Source organism: Lysinibacillus sp. NPDC096212 (genome assembly GCF_044763105.1).
In the GTDB taxonomy this organism is placed as follows: Bacteria; Bacillota; Bacilli; order Bacillales_A; family Planococcaceae; genus Lysinibacillus.
Window position 1 is genome coordinate 14,943 of the sequence record NZ_JBIWFQ010000013.1, and the last position, 19,509, is coordinate 34,451.

General features: G+C 37.0%; 12 protein-coding genes. 3 read left to right on the forward strand and 9 right to left on the reverse strand.

What is annotated here, in order from left to right:
- Positions 1 to 68 precede the first annotated feature (68 nt).
- The 8 genes from ACIQ7T_RS13940 to ACIQ7T_RS13975 form a co-directional block, all read right to left on the reverse strand.
- On the reverse strand, positions 69 to 212 hold the full coding sequence (locus ACIQ7T_RS13940; protein ID WP_370082903.1) for a hypothetical protein: 144 nt from the start codon (positions 210 to 212) through the stop codon (positions 69 to 71).
- A 194-nt stretch (positions 213 to 406) separates the two neighbouring features.
- A complete protein-coding gene (locus tag ACIQ7T_RS13945; protein ID WP_370082901.1) occupies positions 407 to 3,280 on the reverse strand; it encodes an InlB B-repeat-containing protein in 2,874 nt (957 codons plus the stop codon).
- Between the two features lie 221 nt (positions 3,281 to 3,501).
- Positions 3,502 to 6,249: an InlB B-repeat-containing protein gene (locus tag ACIQ7T_RS13950; RefSeq protein ID WP_370082899.1), complete on the reverse strand. Its 2,748-nt coding sequence runs from the start codon at positions 6,247 to 6,249 to the stop codon at positions 3,502 to 3,504.
- Positions 6,250 to 6,598: 349 nt separating this feature from the next.
- Positions 6,599 to 8,638, reverse strand: coding sequence for a TRAP transporter permease (locus ACIQ7T_RS13955; RefSeq protein ID WP_402871047.1), 2,040 nt, complete (start codon positions 8,636 to 8,638; stop codon positions 6,599 to 6,601).
- Entirely contained in the window at positions 8,635 to 9,150 is a 516-nt protein-coding gene (locus ACIQ7T_RS13960) for a DUF1850 domain-containing protein (protein ID WP_370082895.1), read from the reverse strand. The genes ACIQ7T_RS13955 and ACIQ7T_RS13960 overlap by 4 nt, the downstream gene beginning before the upstream one ends.
- Positions 9,151 to 9,438: 288 nt before the next feature.
- Positions 9,439 to 10,443 carry a TAXI family TRAP transporter solute-binding subunit gene (locus ACIQ7T_RS13965; protein ID WP_370082893.1) on the reverse strand — a complete coding sequence of 335 codons (1,005 nt, stop codon included), beginning with the start codon at positions 10,441 to 10,443 and terminating at the stop codon, positions 9,439 to 9,441.
- A gap of 655 nt (positions 10,444 to 11,098) precedes the next feature.
- On the reverse strand, positions 11,099 to 11,650 hold the full coding sequence (locus tag ACIQ7T_RS13970) for a superoxide dismutase family protein (protein WP_370082891.1): 552 nt from the start codon (positions 11,648 to 11,650) through the stop codon (positions 11,099 to 11,101).
- A 187-nt stretch (positions 11,651 to 11,837) separates the two neighbouring features.
- Positions 11,838 to 12,617: a 3D domain-containing protein gene (locus tag ACIQ7T_RS13975; RefSeq protein ID WP_370082889.1), complete on the reverse strand. Its 780-nt coding sequence runs from the start codon at positions 12,615 to 12,617 to the stop codon at positions 11,838 to 11,840.
- A gap of 280 nt (positions 12,618 to 12,897) precedes the next feature.
- Between ACIQ7T_RS13975 and ACIQ7T_RS13980 the strand changes: the two genes are divergently transcribed.
- Both ACIQ7T_RS13980 and ACIQ7T_RS13985 read left to right on the forward strand, forming a co-directional pair.
- Positions 12,898 to 13,080 carry a putative motility protein gene (locus ACIQ7T_RS13980; RefSeq protein WP_370082887.1) on the forward strand — a complete coding sequence of 61 codons (183 nt, stop codon included), beginning with the start codon at positions 12,898 to 12,900 and terminating at the stop codon, positions 13,078 to 13,080.
- A gap of 135 nt (positions 13,081 to 13,215) precedes the next feature.
- Positions 13,216 to 14,328 carry a response regulator gene (locus ACIQ7T_RS13985; protein ID WP_402871053.1) on the forward strand — a complete coding sequence of 371 codons (1,113 nt, stop codon included), beginning with the start codon at positions 13,216 to 13,218 and terminating at the stop codon, positions 14,326 to 14,328.
- 225 nt (positions 14,329 to 14,553) lie between these two features.
- Here ACIQ7T_RS13985 and ACIQ7T_RS13990 read toward each other — a convergent pair whose 3' ends face one another.
- Positions 14,554 to 15,576 (reverse strand): GGDEF domain-containing protein, encoded by a 1,023-nt coding sequence (locus ACIQ7T_RS13990; RefSeq protein ID WP_370082885.1) that lies wholly within the window; start codon positions 15,574 to 15,576, stop codon positions 14,554 to 14,556.
- A 694-nt stretch (positions 15,577 to 16,270) separates the two neighbouring features.
- Between ACIQ7T_RS13990 and ACIQ7T_RS13995 the strand changes: the two genes are divergently transcribed.
- Positions 16,271 to 19,300 (forward strand): hybrid sensor histidine kinase/response regulator, encoded by a 3,030-nt coding sequence (locus tag ACIQ7T_RS13995; RefSeq protein ID WP_402871056.1) that lies wholly within the window; start codon positions 16,271 to 16,273, stop codon positions 19,298 to 19,300.
- Positions 19,301 to 19,509 lie beyond the last annotated feature (209 nt).

Here is a 19,509-nt window from a genome sequence, read left to right on the forward strand (position 1 = left end):
TATATGTAAAAAAACGAAGGACTGTGTTAAAAGTTTTTCTACCTTTAGCACAGTCCTTCAAATATTTATTATAAACTTGTAAAAAAACCTTCAGGATATTCTTCATAATGCACCATCGATAGTTGCTCCTCATTTTTTTCCTCTTCCATAGTAAGCTCCAGTTCCTGATCCATTAGATATGTTTCAAATTTTGAGTTAAACAAATTTTTCATTTAATCATCTCTCCTTTTAATTTAATTGAATTTTCTGATAAAAGAATTATACAATGATCTTTGTAAAAAAAGCAATAAACGATGCTCTTTATGCATAAAAAGCATAAAAGCTATCTACTTTTTAGATTGAACTTTGAGGTTAATCAGAGGAAGAGATGTATCAAATTACGATACATCTCTCTTTATAGTAAGACTTATAAACCAAGCGCTCGGTACATAAACGCTGTAAATTGTGCGCGTGTTAAGTTTTCATCCGGTCTAAAATTACCGTTTTCATCGCCTAGTGCAATGTTATGGTCCGCTAGTGTAGCAATATATCCACTCGCCCAGTGTGATGGATCGACATCCTTAAACGAGCTATTCCCGCTTGGAGTTAAATCAAAGGCAAGCACCATCATTTTTGCCATTTGGGCACGTGTTAAATAAGCATCTGGACGGAAAGTTCCGTTTGAACCGTCTACAATGCCCGCTTGTTGGAGTAATGTGATTTGCTGATAGTACGGATGGCTATGTGGGACATCCAAAAATGGTACAGCTTCCCGGAGTGGTGTTAGAGGTAAGGCACGTTCAATCATAAGTACGACATGCTGACGTTGAATCATGTTATTTGGTCTGAAAGTGCCATCTGGATAGCCTTTAATAATGCATCGATTGGCAATTTGTTCAATCATCTCTTTTGCCCAGTTATTATCAATATCTTTGAAAGTAATATTACAGTCACTGCCTAGCTTCGTCCATTTTGCATATAATGTTGTATTCTCTATCACTTCATCATTAGCAAAATCCCATGCTTTTGTGAGTTCCTCATCCTTGTACCATCCAGCAAAAGTATAACCCTCCTTCATTGGGTTAGAAGGTGCTTGCAACGATGCTTTATAGGCAACAGTTTGGGACGGTACTTCACTTCCGCCATTTGTATTAAAAGTGACGTTATAGTTTGGCGAACCTTGGCTAGATCCCCCGTTAGAAGAATTATACTTTGTCCATTCAGCATATAATATTTCGTTAGCTGTTACTACATCATGTTCGAAATCCCATGCTTTCATGAGTCCTTCATCCTTATACCAACCGGCAAATGTATGGTCTTCCTTCACAGGTGTAGGCGGCACTTGTAGCAATTCACCTTTTGAAACCTCTTTAGATGGAACCTCACTTCCTCCGTTTGAATTAAAAGTGACGTTATAGCTTGGCATAGCTTCACTAGATCCACCTTCAGTAGTATTGTCCTTGGTCCATTTCGCGTACAACATGATGTTTTTAGTCACTATATCTTTTGCAAAATCCCATGCTTCTGACAGTTCGCTATCCTTATACCAACCAGCAAACGTATATCCTTCCTTCGTTGGGGCAGTTGATGTTTTTACTAATTCTCCTTCTTTCACTTCTTCTGATATGACTTCACTTCCTCCATTGGAATCAAAACTGACGATATAGCTCTGCTCCGAAGCGTCGTCCTCTTTCCACTTTGCATATAGTGTTAGATCTTCTTTGACTATATCCTTAGCAAAATCCCATGCTTCCGACAGTTCGCTATCCTTATACCAACCAGCAAACGTATACCCTTCCTTCGTTGGAGCAGTTGGCGTATTCATAAGTTCTCCTTCTTTCACTTCTACTGGTATGACTTCACTTCCACCGTTTGAATCAAAAGTGACGATATAGCTCAGCTCTGCAATGTCGTCCTCTATCCACTCTGCATATAATGTTAGGTTTTCCTCGACTTTATCTTTTGCAAAATCCCATGCTGTTGTCAGCTCCGATTTCTTATACCAACCAGCAAACGTATGCCCTTCCCTCGTTGGGACAGTTGGGGGTTTTACCAGTTCTCCTTCTTTCACTTCTTCTGATGCGACTTCACTTCCTCCATTTGAATCAAAACTGACGATATAGCTTTGCTCCGAAGTGTCGTCCTCCGTCCACTTTGCATATAACGTTAGATTTTCTTTGACTATGTCTTTTGTAAGATCCCAAACTGTTGTCAGCTCCGAATCCTTATACCAGCCATCAAACGTATACCCTTCCTTCACTGGGTCAGATGGTCCTTCCACCAATTCTCCAGCTGTAACTATTTTAAACGGAACTTCACTTCCTCCATTTGAATCAAAAGTTACTTTCACCTTACATGTGTTCCAATTTGCATAAATTGTCATTGGCTGCACTACAGATTTAGTCCATCTAATAGTACAACCTGAATCTTCAAACCACCCATTAAAGTATTTGGCTCCTCTGATTTGAAAATCGAATGGGCCTCCGTTAGGGTCAGAATTTAATTGAGGTGTCCCATGAAATATAACAAAATCTAACTCATTTCTAGAAAATGCGCCGTATTCAATTATCTCAACACTTGATGGAATTTCTACACTTGTTAATTGGTTATATGCAAACGCTGAATGTCCAATCGTTGTAACGCTTGATGGGATCTCTACGCTTGCTAATTGATTATAACTAAATGCAGAACCTTCAATATTTTGAACACCTAATGGGATTTCCACACTGGTTAATTGATTATTCTGAAATGCTTGTTCTCCAATCTTTGTAATGCTGGATGGGATCTCTACACTTGTTAATCGATTACTATAAAATGCGCCCTTACCTATAGTTGTAACGCTCGATGGAATCTTTACGTTTGCTAATAGATTATTATAAAATGCATAATCCCCGATCGTTGTAACACTTGATGAGATCTCTACATTCTTTAAACTATTGTTGCTAAATGCATGACCTCCAATATTTTCAACACCTATAGGAATTTCTACATTTGTTAATAGATTATTATAAAACGTCTTATAGCCAATCTTTGTAACACTTGATGGTATCTTTACACTTTTTAGATTCTTATTTGAAAACGCATATTGTTCAATTGCTACAACTGGTTTCTCTTTAATCTCACTCGGAATAACAATATCCTTCGATATACCATTATACCCTGTAATAACAACACCATCGTCCACGCTAGTCGTTTTAAAATCATCTTCACTATCGCTATTTGCATAAACAGGCTGATTACTTAATGCTAATTGGGAGAATATCAAAAGTATGCTCATTACTAATAAACTTGTTTTTTTCATTTTGTAGTATCCTTTCAATAGTTTGAAATAAATGGGTACCCATTAAATGGATACCCCGTATTAAGCAGTTATAAACTTTATTAAAATATTTTTTTGATAAATAAATACATCGAAGTTTTCAAACTAACCAATGAAAAAAGTGTAGAAACATTATCGTTTCGCTTATTCAGAATAGAAAAAGAGATGTATCAAATTACGATACATCCCCTTCATAGTAAGACTTATAAACCAAGCGCTCTATACATAAACGCTGTAAATTGTGCGCGTGTTAAGTTTTCATTCGGTCTAAAATTACCGTTTTCATCACCTAGTGCAATGTTATGATCTGCTAGAGTCGCAATATATCCACTCGCCCAGTGTGATGGGTCGACATCTTTAAACGTACTTTTTCCTTCAGGCGTTAGGCCAAATGCAAGCACCATTATTTTTGCCATTTGGGCACGTGTTATATATGCATCTGGTCGGAAAGCTCCGTTTGAACCATCCACGATACCTGCTCGTTGCAGTCGTGTAATTTGTTCATAATATATATGGTTTTCAGGTACATCCGAAAATGATACAGCCTCTCGAATTGGTGCTGGTCGTAACGCACGGTCAATCATAAGTACCACATGCTGACGTTGAGCCAGATCGTTTGGTCGGAAAGTGCCATCTGGGTATCCTTTAATAATGCATCGATTAGCAATTTCTTTAATTATATCTTTTGCCCAGTTATGATCAATATCCTTAAAAGCAATATCACAGCCTTTACTCTCCTTCATCCATCGAGCATATAATGTTAAGTCTTCTGTGACTACATCTTTCTTAAAATTCCACGCCTTTATGAATTCTTTATTTTTATACCAGCCGATAAATGTGTAGCCATCCTTCTTTGGATTAGAAGGGGCTTTTACTAAAGCTTTATACGCCACTGTTTGGGACGGGATTTCACTGCCTCCGTTTGAATCAAAAGTAACGATATAGCTACCTTCTGACACATTATCCTTTGTCCATTTCGCATACAACGTTATGTCCGCTGTTACTTTATCTTTCGTAAAGTCCCATGCATTTTGAAGCTCTACATCCTTATACCAGCCAGTAAATTGATAGCCATTCTTCACTGGAGTAAACGGAGCCTTCACTAGGTCGTTAAATCCAACTGTTTGTGGCGGTACTTCACTCCCACCATTGGAATCAAAAGTGACAGTGTTTAGATGCGTCCAGCCAGATCCTCCACCTGATGTGTGATCCTTTGTCCATTTCGCATACAATGTAACATTTTTAGTCACTACGTCTTTTGTAAAATCCCATAACACTGTTAATTCTTTATCTTTATGCCAGCCGTTGAATGTATAGCCTTCCTTCTTTGGAGCAGCTGGTGCTTTCACTAATTCGTTATACCCTACAGTTTGGGATGAAACTTCGCTTCCTCCATTGGAATCAAAAGTAACAATATAGCTTACTTTCGACCATTTAGCGTATAGCGTGATATCTTTTTCCACTACATCTTGATCGATATTCCATGCTTCTGCCAGCCCTTTATCTTTATACCAACCCGTAAATGTGTACCCTTCTTTTACCGGATTGGATGGGGCTTTCACTAATTCACCAGGTACCACCGATTGGGATGGTACTTTGCTTCCTCCATTGGAATCAAAAGTAACGATATAGCTTACTTTCGACCACTTGGCGTATAGCGTGATGTCTTTCGTTACTAAATCTTGATCGAAATCCCAAACTTCCGTAAGCCCTTTATCTTTATACCAACCCGCAAATGTGTACCCTTCTTTTAACGGAGTGGATGGGACTTTCACTAAGCCACCTGGTTCTACTGATTGGGATGGTACCTTGCTTCCTCCATCGGAATCAAACGTGACTGTATATTCCGTTTTTTCCCATTTAGCATATAACGTGATATCTTTCTTCACTACATCTTGATCGAAATCCCATAATTGCGTCAGTTCTTTATCCTTATACCAACCTTCAAATGCGTAGCCCTCTTTCACTGGATTCGACGGAGCTTCCATTGTTTCGTTATATGCTACCATTATCGACGGAACTTCACTTCCACCATTAGAATCAAAAGTGACAGCATAATGGCTCCACTTTGCATAAATTGTCATTGGTTTTGATACTGAGTAACTCCAAACTTTTGTAAAATCCTCATCTTCAAACCAACCCAAAAACGTTCTCCCTTCCTTCTTTTGTGGATTGAATGGAGAATTTTTCTCAGACCATTGGAAATTATGTGTACCAGTAAACGTTACAAAATCAAGACTGTTATTATAAAAAGCATTACTTTTAATCTCTATAACACTTTCTGGAATTTCTACACTTGTTATCGAATTTCCATTGAAAGCTGAAAATCCTATTGATGTAACACCTGATGGAATCTCTATACTTGTTAACTTATTATTAGTAAATGCAAAATCCTTTATCGTTGTTACGCTAGATGGAATCTCTACGTTTGTTAATCGATTATTTAAAAACGCGGCTGCCTCTATTGTCTTAACGCCATCCGGAATTTTTACACTTGTTAATTGATTGTCAAAAAATGCACTTTGCCCTATTGTTCGAACGTTCGGCGGAATATCCACATTCGTTAATTTATTACTAGAAAATGCAAGTTCCCCAATCGTTTTCACACTTGACGGAATCTTTACACTCGCTAGACTCTTACCAGAAAATGCTCCATTCCCTATTTCTATAACGGGTTTGCCCCAGATTTCATCAGGTATATTAATATAATCCTTTGATATACCAAAATAATGCTTAGTAATAGCAACACCATCGCCAAGATCCTTTATTATAAAAGCATCTTCTGGTGGTGATTTGTTTTCATCATCCTTTAGAATATTTTCATCTTTTAAATTTCTCGATTGTACAATATCAGTTTCATTGTTGCTTGTCGCATAAACAGATAGATTACCCAATGACAATTGAGAAAAGATTAAAAGGATAATCATTAAAAGTAAACTTGCTTTTTTCATTTCGAAATCTCCTTTCAATACATTGAAAATATAACAAAGGATAATTACCTTTAAATGGCTAACCTTTATTTGGTTTATCAAAGACTAACAATTCTCAAAAAAACATGCAAATCAACTTTTGCATACTTTTGAACATATTTTGATAATCATTTTTCTTGAAATTTTGTGCTAAGTTATGTATGTGCTTCTTATTCCACTTTCGCTGCAAAAAAAGAATCTGCTCGTTCCTGTAGCTTGTAAGTTAAGCAAATTCCTTCTAAACATACAAGGCATGCACTTACTAACTCAGAAAATGAGCAGATTCTTTTTATTTAATATTATGCGGTCCCAAGCCCTTTTTACGTATTTCTTAAACTATAGCACTCGTTTTACTTTTTTGATCGTCATCACCATCACCTTTATTTTGTGTTACATATTGAATAATAAACATAACAATAAAGATTGCTAAGCCAGCCCAATCCGAGAGTTTTTCTGGATAGATCAGAAGTAAACCCGCTGCAATGGCAATAATGCGTTCAAACCAAAGCATTTTTCGATACCAATAACCGATTACTCCCGCACCTATGGCTACCATTCCTGTAATGGCCGTAATTACTACCCATATAATTTCAGGTATAGTTGTATCAATCATTAGCAATGCAGGTGAAAACACAATCATATACGGAATAATAAACGCTGCAATAGCAAGCTTCGCTGAGTTTACACCTGTTTTAATCGGATCTCCACCAGAGATTCCCGAAGCCGCAAAAGCTGCAAGTGCAACAGGCGGGGTTATATCGGCAATAATACCAAAGTAGAATACAAAGAAGTGTGCCGATAATAAAACAACTACTGGTACTAATTCCTGTGGTGTATTCGGTGATAATAATGCTACGATCGCAGGAGCAGCAATTGTTGATGTAATTACATAGTTCGCTGTTGTCGGAGCCCCCATCCCAAGAATTAGGGAAGCAATCATCACAAAAATCAGCGTTAAAATAATACTACCACCAGCTAATTCCACTAAACTATTAGCTAAACTTAAGCCAAGACCCGTTTTCACAACAACACCTACGATAATACCCGCACAAGCTGTTGCCGCTACAACACCAAGTGCTGTACGAGCCCCTTCAACTAATGCATCAATAATATCCATTGGTTTTAAACGTGTTTCCTTATTAAACATAGCAACGCCAATAGAAATAAGAATACCGTAAAGCGCTGCACGCATTACTGGTGTACCTGTTAACATTAAAACGATGATAGAGATTATCGGTAATAGAAGGTAAATTTTCTTAAATACCTCTCGACGATTTGGCATTTGATCATCACGTAAGCCTTTTAAACCTACACGTTTCGCTTCGAAGTGAGTCATAATCCAAATACCTGTAAAATAAAGCAATGCAGGTATCGCCGCCGCCTTCGCAATATCCCAATACGTTATTCCGCGACCGATAAATTCAACCATTAAAAACGCTGCCGCACCCATAATCGGAGGCATTAACTGCCCACCCGTAGATGCCGCTGCCTCAACCGCACCTGCGAATTCTTTACGGTACCCAAGCTTTTTCATCATTGGAATCGTATATGATCCCGATGTTACAACATTCGCTACAGAGCTTCCTGAAATCGTACCTTGAAGCGCACTAGAAAAAACCGCCACTTTTGCAGGACCACCAATTAATTTACCCGCAAGAGATACCGCTAAATCATTAAAGTATTGGCCAACGCCTGTTTTGACAAGGAATGCTCCAAAGAGTAAAAACACAAAAATAAATGTGGCAGAAACACTAATCGGTGTTCCAAAAATCCCATCTGTCGTAAAATACATAAGATTAACAATACTCTCAATATCTTGCCCTCTGTGCGCCATAAAATCTGGGAAATACGGTCCGAAATAGGCGTATATTAAGAAACATATAGCAATGATGGTAATCGGTACACCTACTGCACGACGGGCTGCTTCAAGCACCAACACGACCGCTATGAGACCTACAATCAAATCTGTTTGCGTAATGGTACCGTTACTATTAACAAGCTCTGTATAATTCATTGTCCAATACGAACCTACTACAATGGATAATACCGCTAAAATATAGTCGAACCACGCTATTTTATTCTTTGCTGCTTTTTTTCGAGCAGGGAATAGCAAGAAAATTAGGGTCAAACCAAAACCTAAATGTATCGTACGCTGAATTTGCGCTGGGAATTGGCCTTTAATTGCCGTGTAAAGCTGGAACAATGAAAACGCTAGCAGTCCAAAGAAAATGACATGCTTCATAATGCCCGATACCGTTCGGACATTGGATTCAATATCATATTTCTCAAGTATCGCTTGTTGCTCTTCAGCTGATATTTGTTCGAATTCTTCTTTTTTTACTTCGTCGTTTGATTTATGCTGTGTCGTCATTTCATCCTTACTCCTTTCCATTGTTCATAAAGTGATAAACGCTTCACCTCAAATAAATAGGATTTTCCCCTTTGTAAGTCTTTTTTTAAATCGTATTCATAATTCTCGTAATCTAATACAAGGTCTAAATCCAAATCGGCAATATAGATCGTAAAATTTTCAATGACTTCATTGTCAAACTGCAAAAAATACTTACCATTGCGTTCTGTTAATGTTTGATTTTTTTCTGCATAGCTCGGCATGCCGATTGCTAAACTTTCATACTCCATCCCTAACATTTGAATACGTGTTCCATCTATGTATTTATAATGTTCGAGTACATCCGTTTTATGGATAGAGTGAGTATATCTAATTTCAAATGTATCCTCAGTTGTCAGTGGTATATAATGCACTATCGGATCATTTATACGTGTTTCCGTAAATGCGAATACCTTTTGAAGAGGAAGAAAAATGACGATACTAAAGCAAATACATAAAAAAGCTAAAACAATTATTAATGTTCTCTTTCGCACTGCATCTGTTCCCCCACATCAATTATGCCCCGGCATAATTCAGTGACATCCGCCTGAGGCTTTAACTTCTTTCAGCGATTGTCTTTTGTACCGAAAGCGCAGCGACAGATACAGGTGTTTGAATACCCGCTGAAAGAAGTTAAAACTATTCGCTATTACTCACGACTTATACTTAACGGAAGAAAAGAGACTCGAAGCTTTACGCAATCCGAGCCTCTTCGTATTAAGAAAATAACTTTTTACTCGCTTTAAGCTATAGTTTGATAAAATCCAAACCCGAATGTTCCGTTATTTCTTTTCATCAAAGTATTTTTGAGCACCTGGGTGAACATCAATACTAATACCGTCTAAACCTGTCTTCGCTTTGATAAATGCCCCTTTAGCGTGAGAAATTTTACCTGCGTTATCATAAATAGCTTTCGTCATCGAATAAACAACATCTTCTGGAAGATCTTTTTTAACCGCTAGCATCGCCAGTACTGAAACTGTTTCAGTATCATTTGCAATACCATACGTACCTTTTGTTACTGTATCTTTTGCATAGTAAGGATATTTAGCAATTAACTCATCTGCTTTACCAGCATCCATACCGATAATATTTACTTTAGTTGTCGCGTTTAATGCCTCTACTGCACTAGTTGGTGTACCTGCAGTGATAAACGCCGCATCAATTTGGCCAGATTGAAGGCCGTCAGTAGACTCACCAAAGTCAAGGTTTTGTGCTTTGATATCATCCATTTTTAGACCATGAATTTCAAGTAATTGTTCAGCATTTGCGTAAGTTCCAGAACCTGGCGCACCGACAGAAACCTTTTTCCCTTTTAAATCAGCGTATGATTTAATGCCTGATGCTTCAGTCGTTACTAATTGTACTGTTTCTGGATAAAGTGCACCTAAAGCAGCAATTGAATCGATTTTTTTGCCATCAAACATAAATTTTCCTTCAGTAGCGTAATAAGCAATATCTGATTGTACAAATGCAATTTCACCTTTACCATCTTGCAAAGCCGTCATGTTGGCAGCAGATGCTTGAGATACTTCAGCAGTTGTTTTAATGCCCGTTTCTTTAGAAATAAAATCAGCAAACGTTCCACCTAGTGCATAGTAAGTACCTTGCGTTCCCCCTGTTAATAAGTTCAAAAATTTAATGTCGGATGATGGCTTTTCAGACGACGCCGAATCTCCTTTATTCGTGTCCTTTGAACCTGTTCCGCTATCAGACCCACACGCAGCCAAAATCAATAGCGCAAAGGCACTTAATAGCATTAATAACCTGAATTGTTTTTTCTTCATAGTAACCTTCCCCCTTTGGTTAAAAATAAGAATCTATTTAAAATTATCAAACATAGTATAATAATGTCAATCTATTTATTGTAAATTCAGTCTTTTATAATTATGCTATTTCTCTTAAATACTCATTATTCCCAACGTTTATCAATATCTCCTTCACACTAAATTTATCTACATTAAGCTATCAAATTCTTTTTTTCAAGAAAACATTTTTAGTTTCTACATGTATGAAAAATGCATATTTTATTTTTATCTTTTATAAAAATGTATGTTATGTATATAAGTTGATTGGAGTGGAGGCTGGGCGACTCCTTGGGATTAGCAATAGAGGAACGAAGGCTAAAACCATCACATCCTGTGATAACTCCTTCGTGACCAACATCGTGTTGGCCCGAGACCCCGCAGCGAAGCAGATGTTTTTTGTGCGAAAGCGAAGCGACAGCAACAACTGTTTTGTCTGTGCGAAAGCGAAGCGACAGCAACAACAAAGCGCCCAGCCGGAACGGAAATCAACCCTACGTTATGATGACGAGTTATTTTTTCCATAGACCAAAGTGGTTGATTTCAGGAAATTAATCATTTGTTGTCGATTTTTACCCCCAAAACAAAAATACTGTATCTAAAGTGTTTTACTCCAGATACAGTCGATTCAATTTCCTTATTGAATAATGCCACAAGCAATTCTAGCACCAGAATTACCAGAAGGATCTGTTTTATAATCATCCTCAGATTCATGAATGATTAATGTAGTGCCTCCATCACGTAACAATGAGTTAGCAGCATCTTTTTCTAAAGTTAACCCTTCAGCTAAGAAATTCAGATCAACTTTACCATCTTCTCCAACCTCTAAATTCGGAAGATCTCCTAAATGATATCCCTTAGGATTATCCTTCCCATGCTCTTTACTCGTTGGATTAAAATGAGGACCTGCCGATTCAAATGTTGGTGGTTCACACTTCCCAACGGAGTGAATATGAATGCCATGTTTTCCGGCTGGCAATCCTGATAGTGCGAGTGTCACCTTAACCCCATTATCCTCTTCCTCAAAATATGCATTGCCGTAGCTTTCATTATTTTTACCAATTACTTTCGCAGTTGCAGTTGGTCCTGAACTTGCGTTAACTGCCACTTTTTGCTCCTTCTTTTCAAAGAAACTACAACCACCGACAAATACTAATAAAGAAATAATTATTAAGCTCATTTTTTTCATGAAAATACCTCCTCTATTTCAGATGGTTGCCAACAATCCTTCCACTTATGCAATTCCACTGAGAATTTTGTGAATTGTTGGTTACAGAGTAAACTTTGTACACTTGGCTTTTAATCAATGTTGATTCTTAAAAACAATGCAAAATAAAAGGATATCTCCAACCCAAGGAGACACCCTTCCACTTACATTAATTTAAAATTTTTACAGTTACACTTTTGACGCCCCACTGACGAGCTTGTCCCTCGGTAGGAATAAATACGTCAATTTTATTACCTTTTATCGCTCCGCCAGTATCTGCTGCAATTGCTTCTCCGTAACCTTCAACCCAAACTCTTGTACCAAGAGGAATTACACGCGGATCTACAGCAATTACTTTTAAGTTTGGATTCGATCTGATATCCGTTCCATTCGCTGTAATCCCCGAACATCCTTCACAATACGCTGTATAGGCAGTTGCTCGCATAGTTAACGTTTTGCCTGTATTTGTTGGAGCACTCACTGTATTTGTTTTTGTGCTCGATGTCGTTACTTTCTTTTTACTTGATGTCGTTGCCACTTTTGTAGTTTTGCTTTCAGCAGTTTTAGGTTTTGCCGCTGATGCTTTGATAGCTAATGATTCACCTACATAAATTAGATCAGATGGAAGGTTATTCCATTCCTTTAATTCTTGCACTGACACTCCATTTACGCGCGCAATTGTAAATAATGTATCCCCGGCCTCAACGAAATGTTGATCACTATCAATTTTCGGCTCGACTACATTTAAATCTTGCTCTGGATAAAACCATGTCGAGTCTGTCTCATTCAGTGGCTCATAATCTCCTAAAGATAAATTGTAAATTTTCGAGACTCCCCACAATGTATCGAATGGCCAAAAAGAGATTTTGTCCTTAGCAAATGATGGGCTAGCAAATAAACCTAATCCCAAGATTAATGTTCCAGCTAAAGCTAAAGCTTGTTTTTTCATATTTTATAACCTCCATATTTTAATACTTTGCAATCTGCTGCTAGCACACTAGAGTTAGGTTCTTTTATGCAAGCAATACTAGAGAATGCAATTAATAACTCAGGACAACGGACCTGATATTACGAATTATTACTATAATGGAGGAAAAATATACAATATCGATTATATTTTTGGTAAATTGAACAATTTTAAGGTAAAACCACTGCAAAACTATTTGTAATTTTTATATGTTGGAAAATCAGTGCTTTTATCCGATAATATGGTAAAGGAGGAATGTAGGATGGAAGTTAATACAATAATGTCTTCTCAGATTATGGAGCTACAACAAACTGTACAAATGAGTGTTATGCAAAATGCGCTCAATCTAAATACTGCAGCTGCTATCAATTTATTAAAAGATCTGCCACAGCAACAAGTGGCTATACATCCACATAAAGGGTCAGTCATTGACATTTCAATTTAACCTACTTCACTACATATCAATTATTCCTCGGCATAATTGTAGCTGTCGCTTTGCTCTCGCTACAGAAAACATTTGCTGAGAGAAGTTAAAATTAATATTTGAAAGTTGGTGCCCTTTTTGATTCGAGTGATAGTAATGGATGATGAGCCATTAGCTCTTATAAATATGGAGAAGAAGTTAAAGGAATTTAATTCAATAGAGGTCATTAAATCTTTTACAACTGTAAAAGATTTGCTGGCAGAGGGACCGAGCTTGGATTTTCAAGTAGCATTTTTAGATGTTGAAATGCCCGGCATGAACGGATTAGAGATTGCACAGCTATTAAAAGAATGGAACAAGAATATTTTTATTGTATTTGTCACTGCGTATCGGGACTATGCTGTTCAAGCATTTGAAATTCACTCCATAGACTATTTACTAAAACCTATTTCAAAAGCTCGTCTAGAGACAACTATTAACAGAATCCAAGAACTCCTTCACCTAGAAAATAAATCAACTCCTATACAAATACGAAATAAACCCGCTCTTGCAATACAATGCTTTGGAGGATTCGTTGTTTTATACAATAACAAAGCCGTCCATTGGAGAACGCTTAAAACAAAAGAATTATTTGCCTTTCTTTTTTCCAACCTAAATAGCCAAGTCCCTCGTGATACAATCATCGATGCTTTATGGGCAGATACGGAATTAAAAAAAGCAAGGGTACAGTTACATACAACAGTTTCCTATCTACGTACTACGCTTTCAACTTTGGGCTATTTAGAAGTCATACAGTATGCAAATGGCTGTTATATTTTGCAAATAGAGGATTTTCAATGTGATGTCCATGAATTAGAGCATATTTTAAATGCTAAAGCAGAGACTGGAAAGATTGATGTAGAGAGGGCTGAGGCACTAATACAAAGCTACCAAGGTGAGTATATGGCCACCTTAGATTATCCCTGGATTACTAGTAAAGCAAATTTTATGAACAACAAATTTACTCTTTTACTTCATGATTTAGTAGAGCATTATACAGAAATTCATGATGTTAAGAAACGAGAGCAAATTTTACTTTTAACAATAGACCATAATCCATATTCCGATAAAACCATACAGCAGCTAATAAAGCACTATATAGAAGTGGATAATCGAGCAAGTGCAGTGAAGGTTTACAATACCTTTAAAAGTACCTTGTTAGCAGATCTCGGTATTTTACCAGAGCAAGAAACGACTGAGCTATTTAACGCTATATCTGTCGGAAACTAAGAGACCATCGAGAAGATAACTCTCGATGGTCTCTTATCTCGTATTCATTTCACCAGTAATGAAAATCAACTGTCTTACCACCATAGCGTGGGGTTGATTTCCGTTCCGACTTATATACTAACATGCGTTTTGCAAATATCATTTACGGTATTCATTCGAATCAACAGACCTTTATTTAATATTAATTGTAAAAGAAAAAATTTATTATTTGAGTTTGGCTGATATTCATTTGATTAATTCTCCAGATAATTCTTCGACGACACAGATACAATTCTTTCCTGACTGTTTCGCCTTATATAATGCCTTATCTGCCATTGTAATGATCTGATTAGCAGTCTTAATATTTGCTGTAAATGCTGTAATGCCGGCAGACATTGTCACTGGCCTTCCACATGCCGTATCTAACAAGGCCTGCTTAATGCGTACATTCTCCGCCAATTCTAATGCTACATCTATTGTCGTGGATGGTAATATAACCATAAACTCTTCCCCACCATATCGAAAACACATTCCCTGTTGCTCAATGGCCTTCTGCATATGATTTGCGAAAGCTTTTAAAACTTCATCCCCTACAGTATGTCCATATGTATCATTTATACTTTTAAAGTCATCTAGATCTATTAACACTACTGTATGTGGCACTGTATTGACGATTAGCTCATTTAAAATTTGATCCATCCTTCTACGGTTAGGAATTCCCGTTAAGGAGTCTAAATTCAGTTGACTCGTTAAATCAAATATTTCGCTTTCCGAACTTATGACCATGTTTTGTACTACTTTTTTTAATGAATGTGCTTCGTAATACCAGTCATCCATTTCTTCAAGCTTCTGTACTTCTTCTCTCTCCACGCTAGTAGAAAGCTTTTTTAAAGGTCGTGCAATTTTGAAAGCAAGCCATACAGCTACCACAAGTACTGCAACTAACCATAATAGTAAAGGAACGATTATACTTTTTATGAACGCACTAAATGAAACAACTCTTTCATCAAGTAACTTGTCAACCACTTGCACCATATAAGGTTCAATCGACTTATCTTGATTTGGTTCCATCTGTTTTTTTTGTACGTATCTCTCCGTGATTACTGAAACTTCCTTCACATAATTTTCCTGCATGGCAATCTTATTTTGCATAAGAATGTCGTTAAAATTTCGATAGCTACTCCAAATACTAATACTAGCAGTCGCAAGTACAACAATTACCGTCATACTAACAATAACAAACGATAACTTTAACTTGAATTTTCCCACAATAGATCATTTCTCCCATTGAGATGATTTTTTGTTAAATTTTAATACGCTTTAACTCACAAATTATTTATTCCTTCATCATACGTCACGCCTCTTAAAAAAAACTTAAACTAATGACTCTCCCTCAAAATATGTACTTGACTGCACAGTAAGAAGGGGTATCAAATCTCACGCTACGCCCTCAGGGAAACAAGTAGCCTGTAGCGAAAATCAGCTCCCCTATCCTTTCTGATTAGTCTGAAAGTAACACTTTTAAAAATTTCTTATTTCCATTTTCTAAATTTCATGGCATGGTAAATATAGTGCTTTTAACTTCTTTCAGCAGATATCTTTTGACCGAAAGCGCAGCGACAGGTACAGATGTCTTTTGACCGAAAGCGCAGCGACAGGTACAGATGTCTTTTGACCGAAAGCGCAGCGACAGGTACAAATGTTTTCTGTAGCGAAAGCGCAGCGTCAGCTACAGAAATTAAAGCCTCCGGCGGATGTCACAGAATCGGAAATGAGTTAATAAAGGATGTTAGCCTAAAATCATCGCATCCATGCGATAAAGGCTAACTGACCTGCATCAGTGCTGTGTTGCTGTCGCTTCGCTTTCGCACAAAAAACATCTGCAGGCCAAAGCACAAAGCCGATTCCGGACGCAATTATGCCGAGGCATAATTGATTACAAGAAGAAATTTTGGAGGTTCTTATGTCACTATTGAAAAAAGCGACTATACGACATTCACTTTTCATTATTTTAATTTTCATATTGCTTACTACCCTTCGTTTACTTTGGCTAGCATACTTTCTCCCTTCAAGTAATCAACCGATTGCCCAGGAAGGTATATTTGATATACGGGATCAGCAGTTATCCGACGAAGAAGTTCTTAACTTAGATGGTGAATGGCTCTATTATCCCGGATCATTAATAGATCCCTTAAACATTAATACCCAATCATTTGAACAAACTACCCGAACGGTTCCCATGCGAGATTCAAAGACAACGATACAACGATATGGTACATACCGTTTAAAAATCTTACTCAATCACGATGCTCCCGAAGATCATCGTTATGCCGTTCGGATTCCTGCAGTGTCGACTGCTTCAGCATTATATATTAATGGGAAGTTGGTTGAACAATCAGGGAAAGTAGCTACTGATTCACATAGTCATAAAGGTCAAGCCGCTCCTTATACTCTTTACTTTACAAATAAGCAGCCTGAAATTGACTTAATTTTACATGTATCTAATTTTGATACATCAGTAAGTTCCAACATTGATAAAAGAGTTTTATTTGGCTCTGCTTCTGCTATGGCACATCACCAAATGATTAACGATCTATCTCTTGCAACAATTTCGATAACGCTCATATTGTTCGCACTTTTTAGCACCCTTGTGTTCTTTTTTATTAATCCAAAGCCAATTGTTTTACTGTTCACAGTAGGTTTTCTTTTGCCTTTAGCAGATGAATTAATTTCATATGACCAATCTATTATCACTTGGTTACATCTCGATTATGTATGGTCATTTAAGCTATCTACTATCATTTATCTCGGGTCTTCTTTTTTCTTTATCCAATTTATGCGTGTTTTACTAGTCACATATCATAATGCTAAATGCTTTCAGTGGCTCTGTGCTTTCTATTTCCTTTCAGCATTTTTCACTGTCGTCTTACCGATTGATTGGTTATTCGCAATAAATCCTTTTTACTTTATACTTTATGTCGTTTCATTTTTATTTGTAGTAGTACTCGCTTTAAGAGAGTATCTTGAAGATCAAAAACAGAGCACTGCTTTTATTGCATTGACGGCCCTTGGTGCAATGAATGGCATCATATGGGCGTATATCAAATCCATCTATGTTTTTGATATACCCATGTATCCGTTCGATTATTTATTTGTCATGCTCGGTTTTTCGGGTTATTGGTTTAAACGCTTTTTTGAAAATAAAGAGCAAATTAATCAATTGATTGCTAAATTACAAAAGGATGATGCATTAAAGGATGAATTTTTATCCAGTAGCTCACAAAAGCTGTGGGATCCCATGAATAAAATGATTACATTAGGACAGTCCATTTATGATAATCCAAACAATAAGCTTATGACTGATGATAAACAAAACCTGAAGCATTTAATTGATATCGGGAGAAGCATGTCCTTTACGTTAAATGACATACTAGATTTTACTCGTTTAAAGGAAGGTAATTTACATCTCCATAAAAAGAACGTTAGCATCCAAAGTATAGTTTATGGTGTTTTTGACATGTTACGCTTTGTAATAGGCGGAAAACAGATTCAAATGAATTCAACGATTCCTAGGGCATTCCCTAATGTAATGGTTGATGAAAATCGATTGATTCAAATTCTTTTTAATCTCCTACACAACGCCATTAAATATACGAGTGCAGGATCTATAAAAATCAGTGCCCATATAGAAAATAGTATGGCTGTTATCCATATTCGTGACACCGGGTTAGGAATGGATGATGATATCCAAAGTCGTCTATTTTCCCCTTACGAACAAGGCAATGACAACAATGATGGAATTGGTCTCGGTTTATTAATTTCAAAGAAGCTCATCGAATTACATGGTGGAACTTTGCGAATACATTCTATTCCTAACAAAGGATCAGATGTCTATTTCACTTTGCCATTAGCAGAAGGAGACTTTAATGAGGAGCAATCCTATATAGAGGAAGAAGACATACATATTCCTATTGAAGAACATATTTCCCCACCGACAATGGAAAAGCAATTTAAAATTTTAATGGTCGACGATGATCCGGTAAACTTAACAATTATGCGAAGTTTATTTGCAACACCAGAATATGCTGTTACTACAGTTACTTGCAGTGAAAAGGCATTAGAAGTGCTACAGCAAGACGATTGGGATTTAGTCATTATCGATGCGATGCTACCATATATATCTGGCTATGCGTTAATTGAAAGTATTCGAGAACACTACTCATTACTTGAATTGCCTGTCTTATTACTAACAGCTCGTAGTTATTCCGAGGATGTCTATACTGGTTTCGCCCATGGTGCAAATGACTATGTTACGAAGCCTATTAATTCATTAGAGTTAAAGGTAAGGAGCAGAGCCTTAATCGATTTAAAATATAGTATCAATCAACGACTGCATTTGGAAACAGCTTGGCTTCAGGCCCAAATACAGCCTCATTTTTTATTTAATACATTAAATTCAATTGCATCACTAAGTACAATCGATACAGATCGAATGGTTGACTTAATGCATCATTTTGGTGAGTATCTACATGCTAGCTTTGATGTGAGGAATTTACAGCGGGTAGTGCCACTTAAGGATGAGTTAGAACTAGTACGCTCATATCTCTATATTAATCAGCAGCGCTTTGGGAACTTACTAAACATCGAATGGGATATAGATGACACTATCAATATTGAAATCCCCCCTATCTCCTTACAAACTTTAATCGAAAATGCAATTTGTCATGGTGTATTGAAACAGGAAGAAGGCGGTACAGTTTGTATCCGTATAAAGGATTTTCAGGATCATGTGGCAGTAAGTGTTGTAGATGATGGCGTTGGGATTGATCCAAGTATATTAGATGAACTACTATCCGGTAGTACTTCGCCAAACAATGGCGTAGGTTTACGTAATACAGATTTACGTCTTAAAAGGATTTACGGACAGAGGTTACAAATTAAAAGCACATTAAATGAAGGAACAACTGTCACCTTCCATATTCCAAAAAAATAAATAAAGTGGCCATCACCTTCCCAATAGGGTTTGTGGTGGCTCTTTTTTATAGTTTCAAGTTACAATTATTGTATTCAATGAATAATATTAATGGATTTCTAAAAATCAGGGTACATTAAAAATATATAAATAAAGAAGGCTGCTCACCATAACGTAGTGTTGATTTCCGTTCCGACTGGGCGCTTTCCTTGGGGCGTCCGATGAGCCGC

Coding starts and splice junctions, on each gene's coding strand:
- ACIQ7T_RS13940 (WP_370082903.1), bottom strand. CDS start 212: ATGAAAAATTTGTTTAACTCAAAATTTGAAACATATCTAATGGATCAG.
- ACIQ7T_RS13945 (WP_370082901.1), bottom strand. CDS start 3,280: ATGAAAAAAACAAGTTTATTAGTAATGAGCATACTTTTGATATTCTCC.
- ACIQ7T_RS13950 (WP_370082899.1), bottom strand. CDS start 6,249: ATGAAAAAAGCAAGTTTACTTTTAATGATTATCCTTTTAATCTTTTCT.
- ACIQ7T_RS13955 (WP_402871047.1), bottom strand. CDS start 8,638: ATGACGACACAGCATAAATCAAACGACGAAGTAAAAAAAGAAGAATTC.
- ACIQ7T_RS13965 (WP_370082893.1), bottom strand. CDS start 10,443: ATGAAGAAAAAACAATTCAGGTTATTAATGCTATTAAGTGCCTTTGCG.
- ACIQ7T_RS13970 (WP_370082891.1), bottom strand. CDS start 11,650: ATGAAAAAAATGAGCTTAATAATTATTTCTTTATTAGTATTTGTCGGT.
- ACIQ7T_RS13975 (WP_370082889.1), bottom strand. CDS start 12,617: ATGAAAAAACAAGCTTTAGCTTTAGCTGGAACATTAATCTTGGGATTA.
- ACIQ7T_RS13980 (WP_370082887.1), top strand. CDS start 12,898: ATGGAAGTTAATACAATAATGTCTTCTCAGATTATGGAGCTACAACAA.
- ACIQ7T_RS13985 (WP_402871053.1), top strand. CDS start 13,216: ATGGATGATGAGCCATTAGCTCTTATAAATATGGAGAAGAAGTTAAAG.
- ACIQ7T_RS13995 (WP_402871056.1), top strand. CDS start 16,271: ATGTCACTATTGAAAAAAGCGACTATACGACATTCACTTTTCATTATT.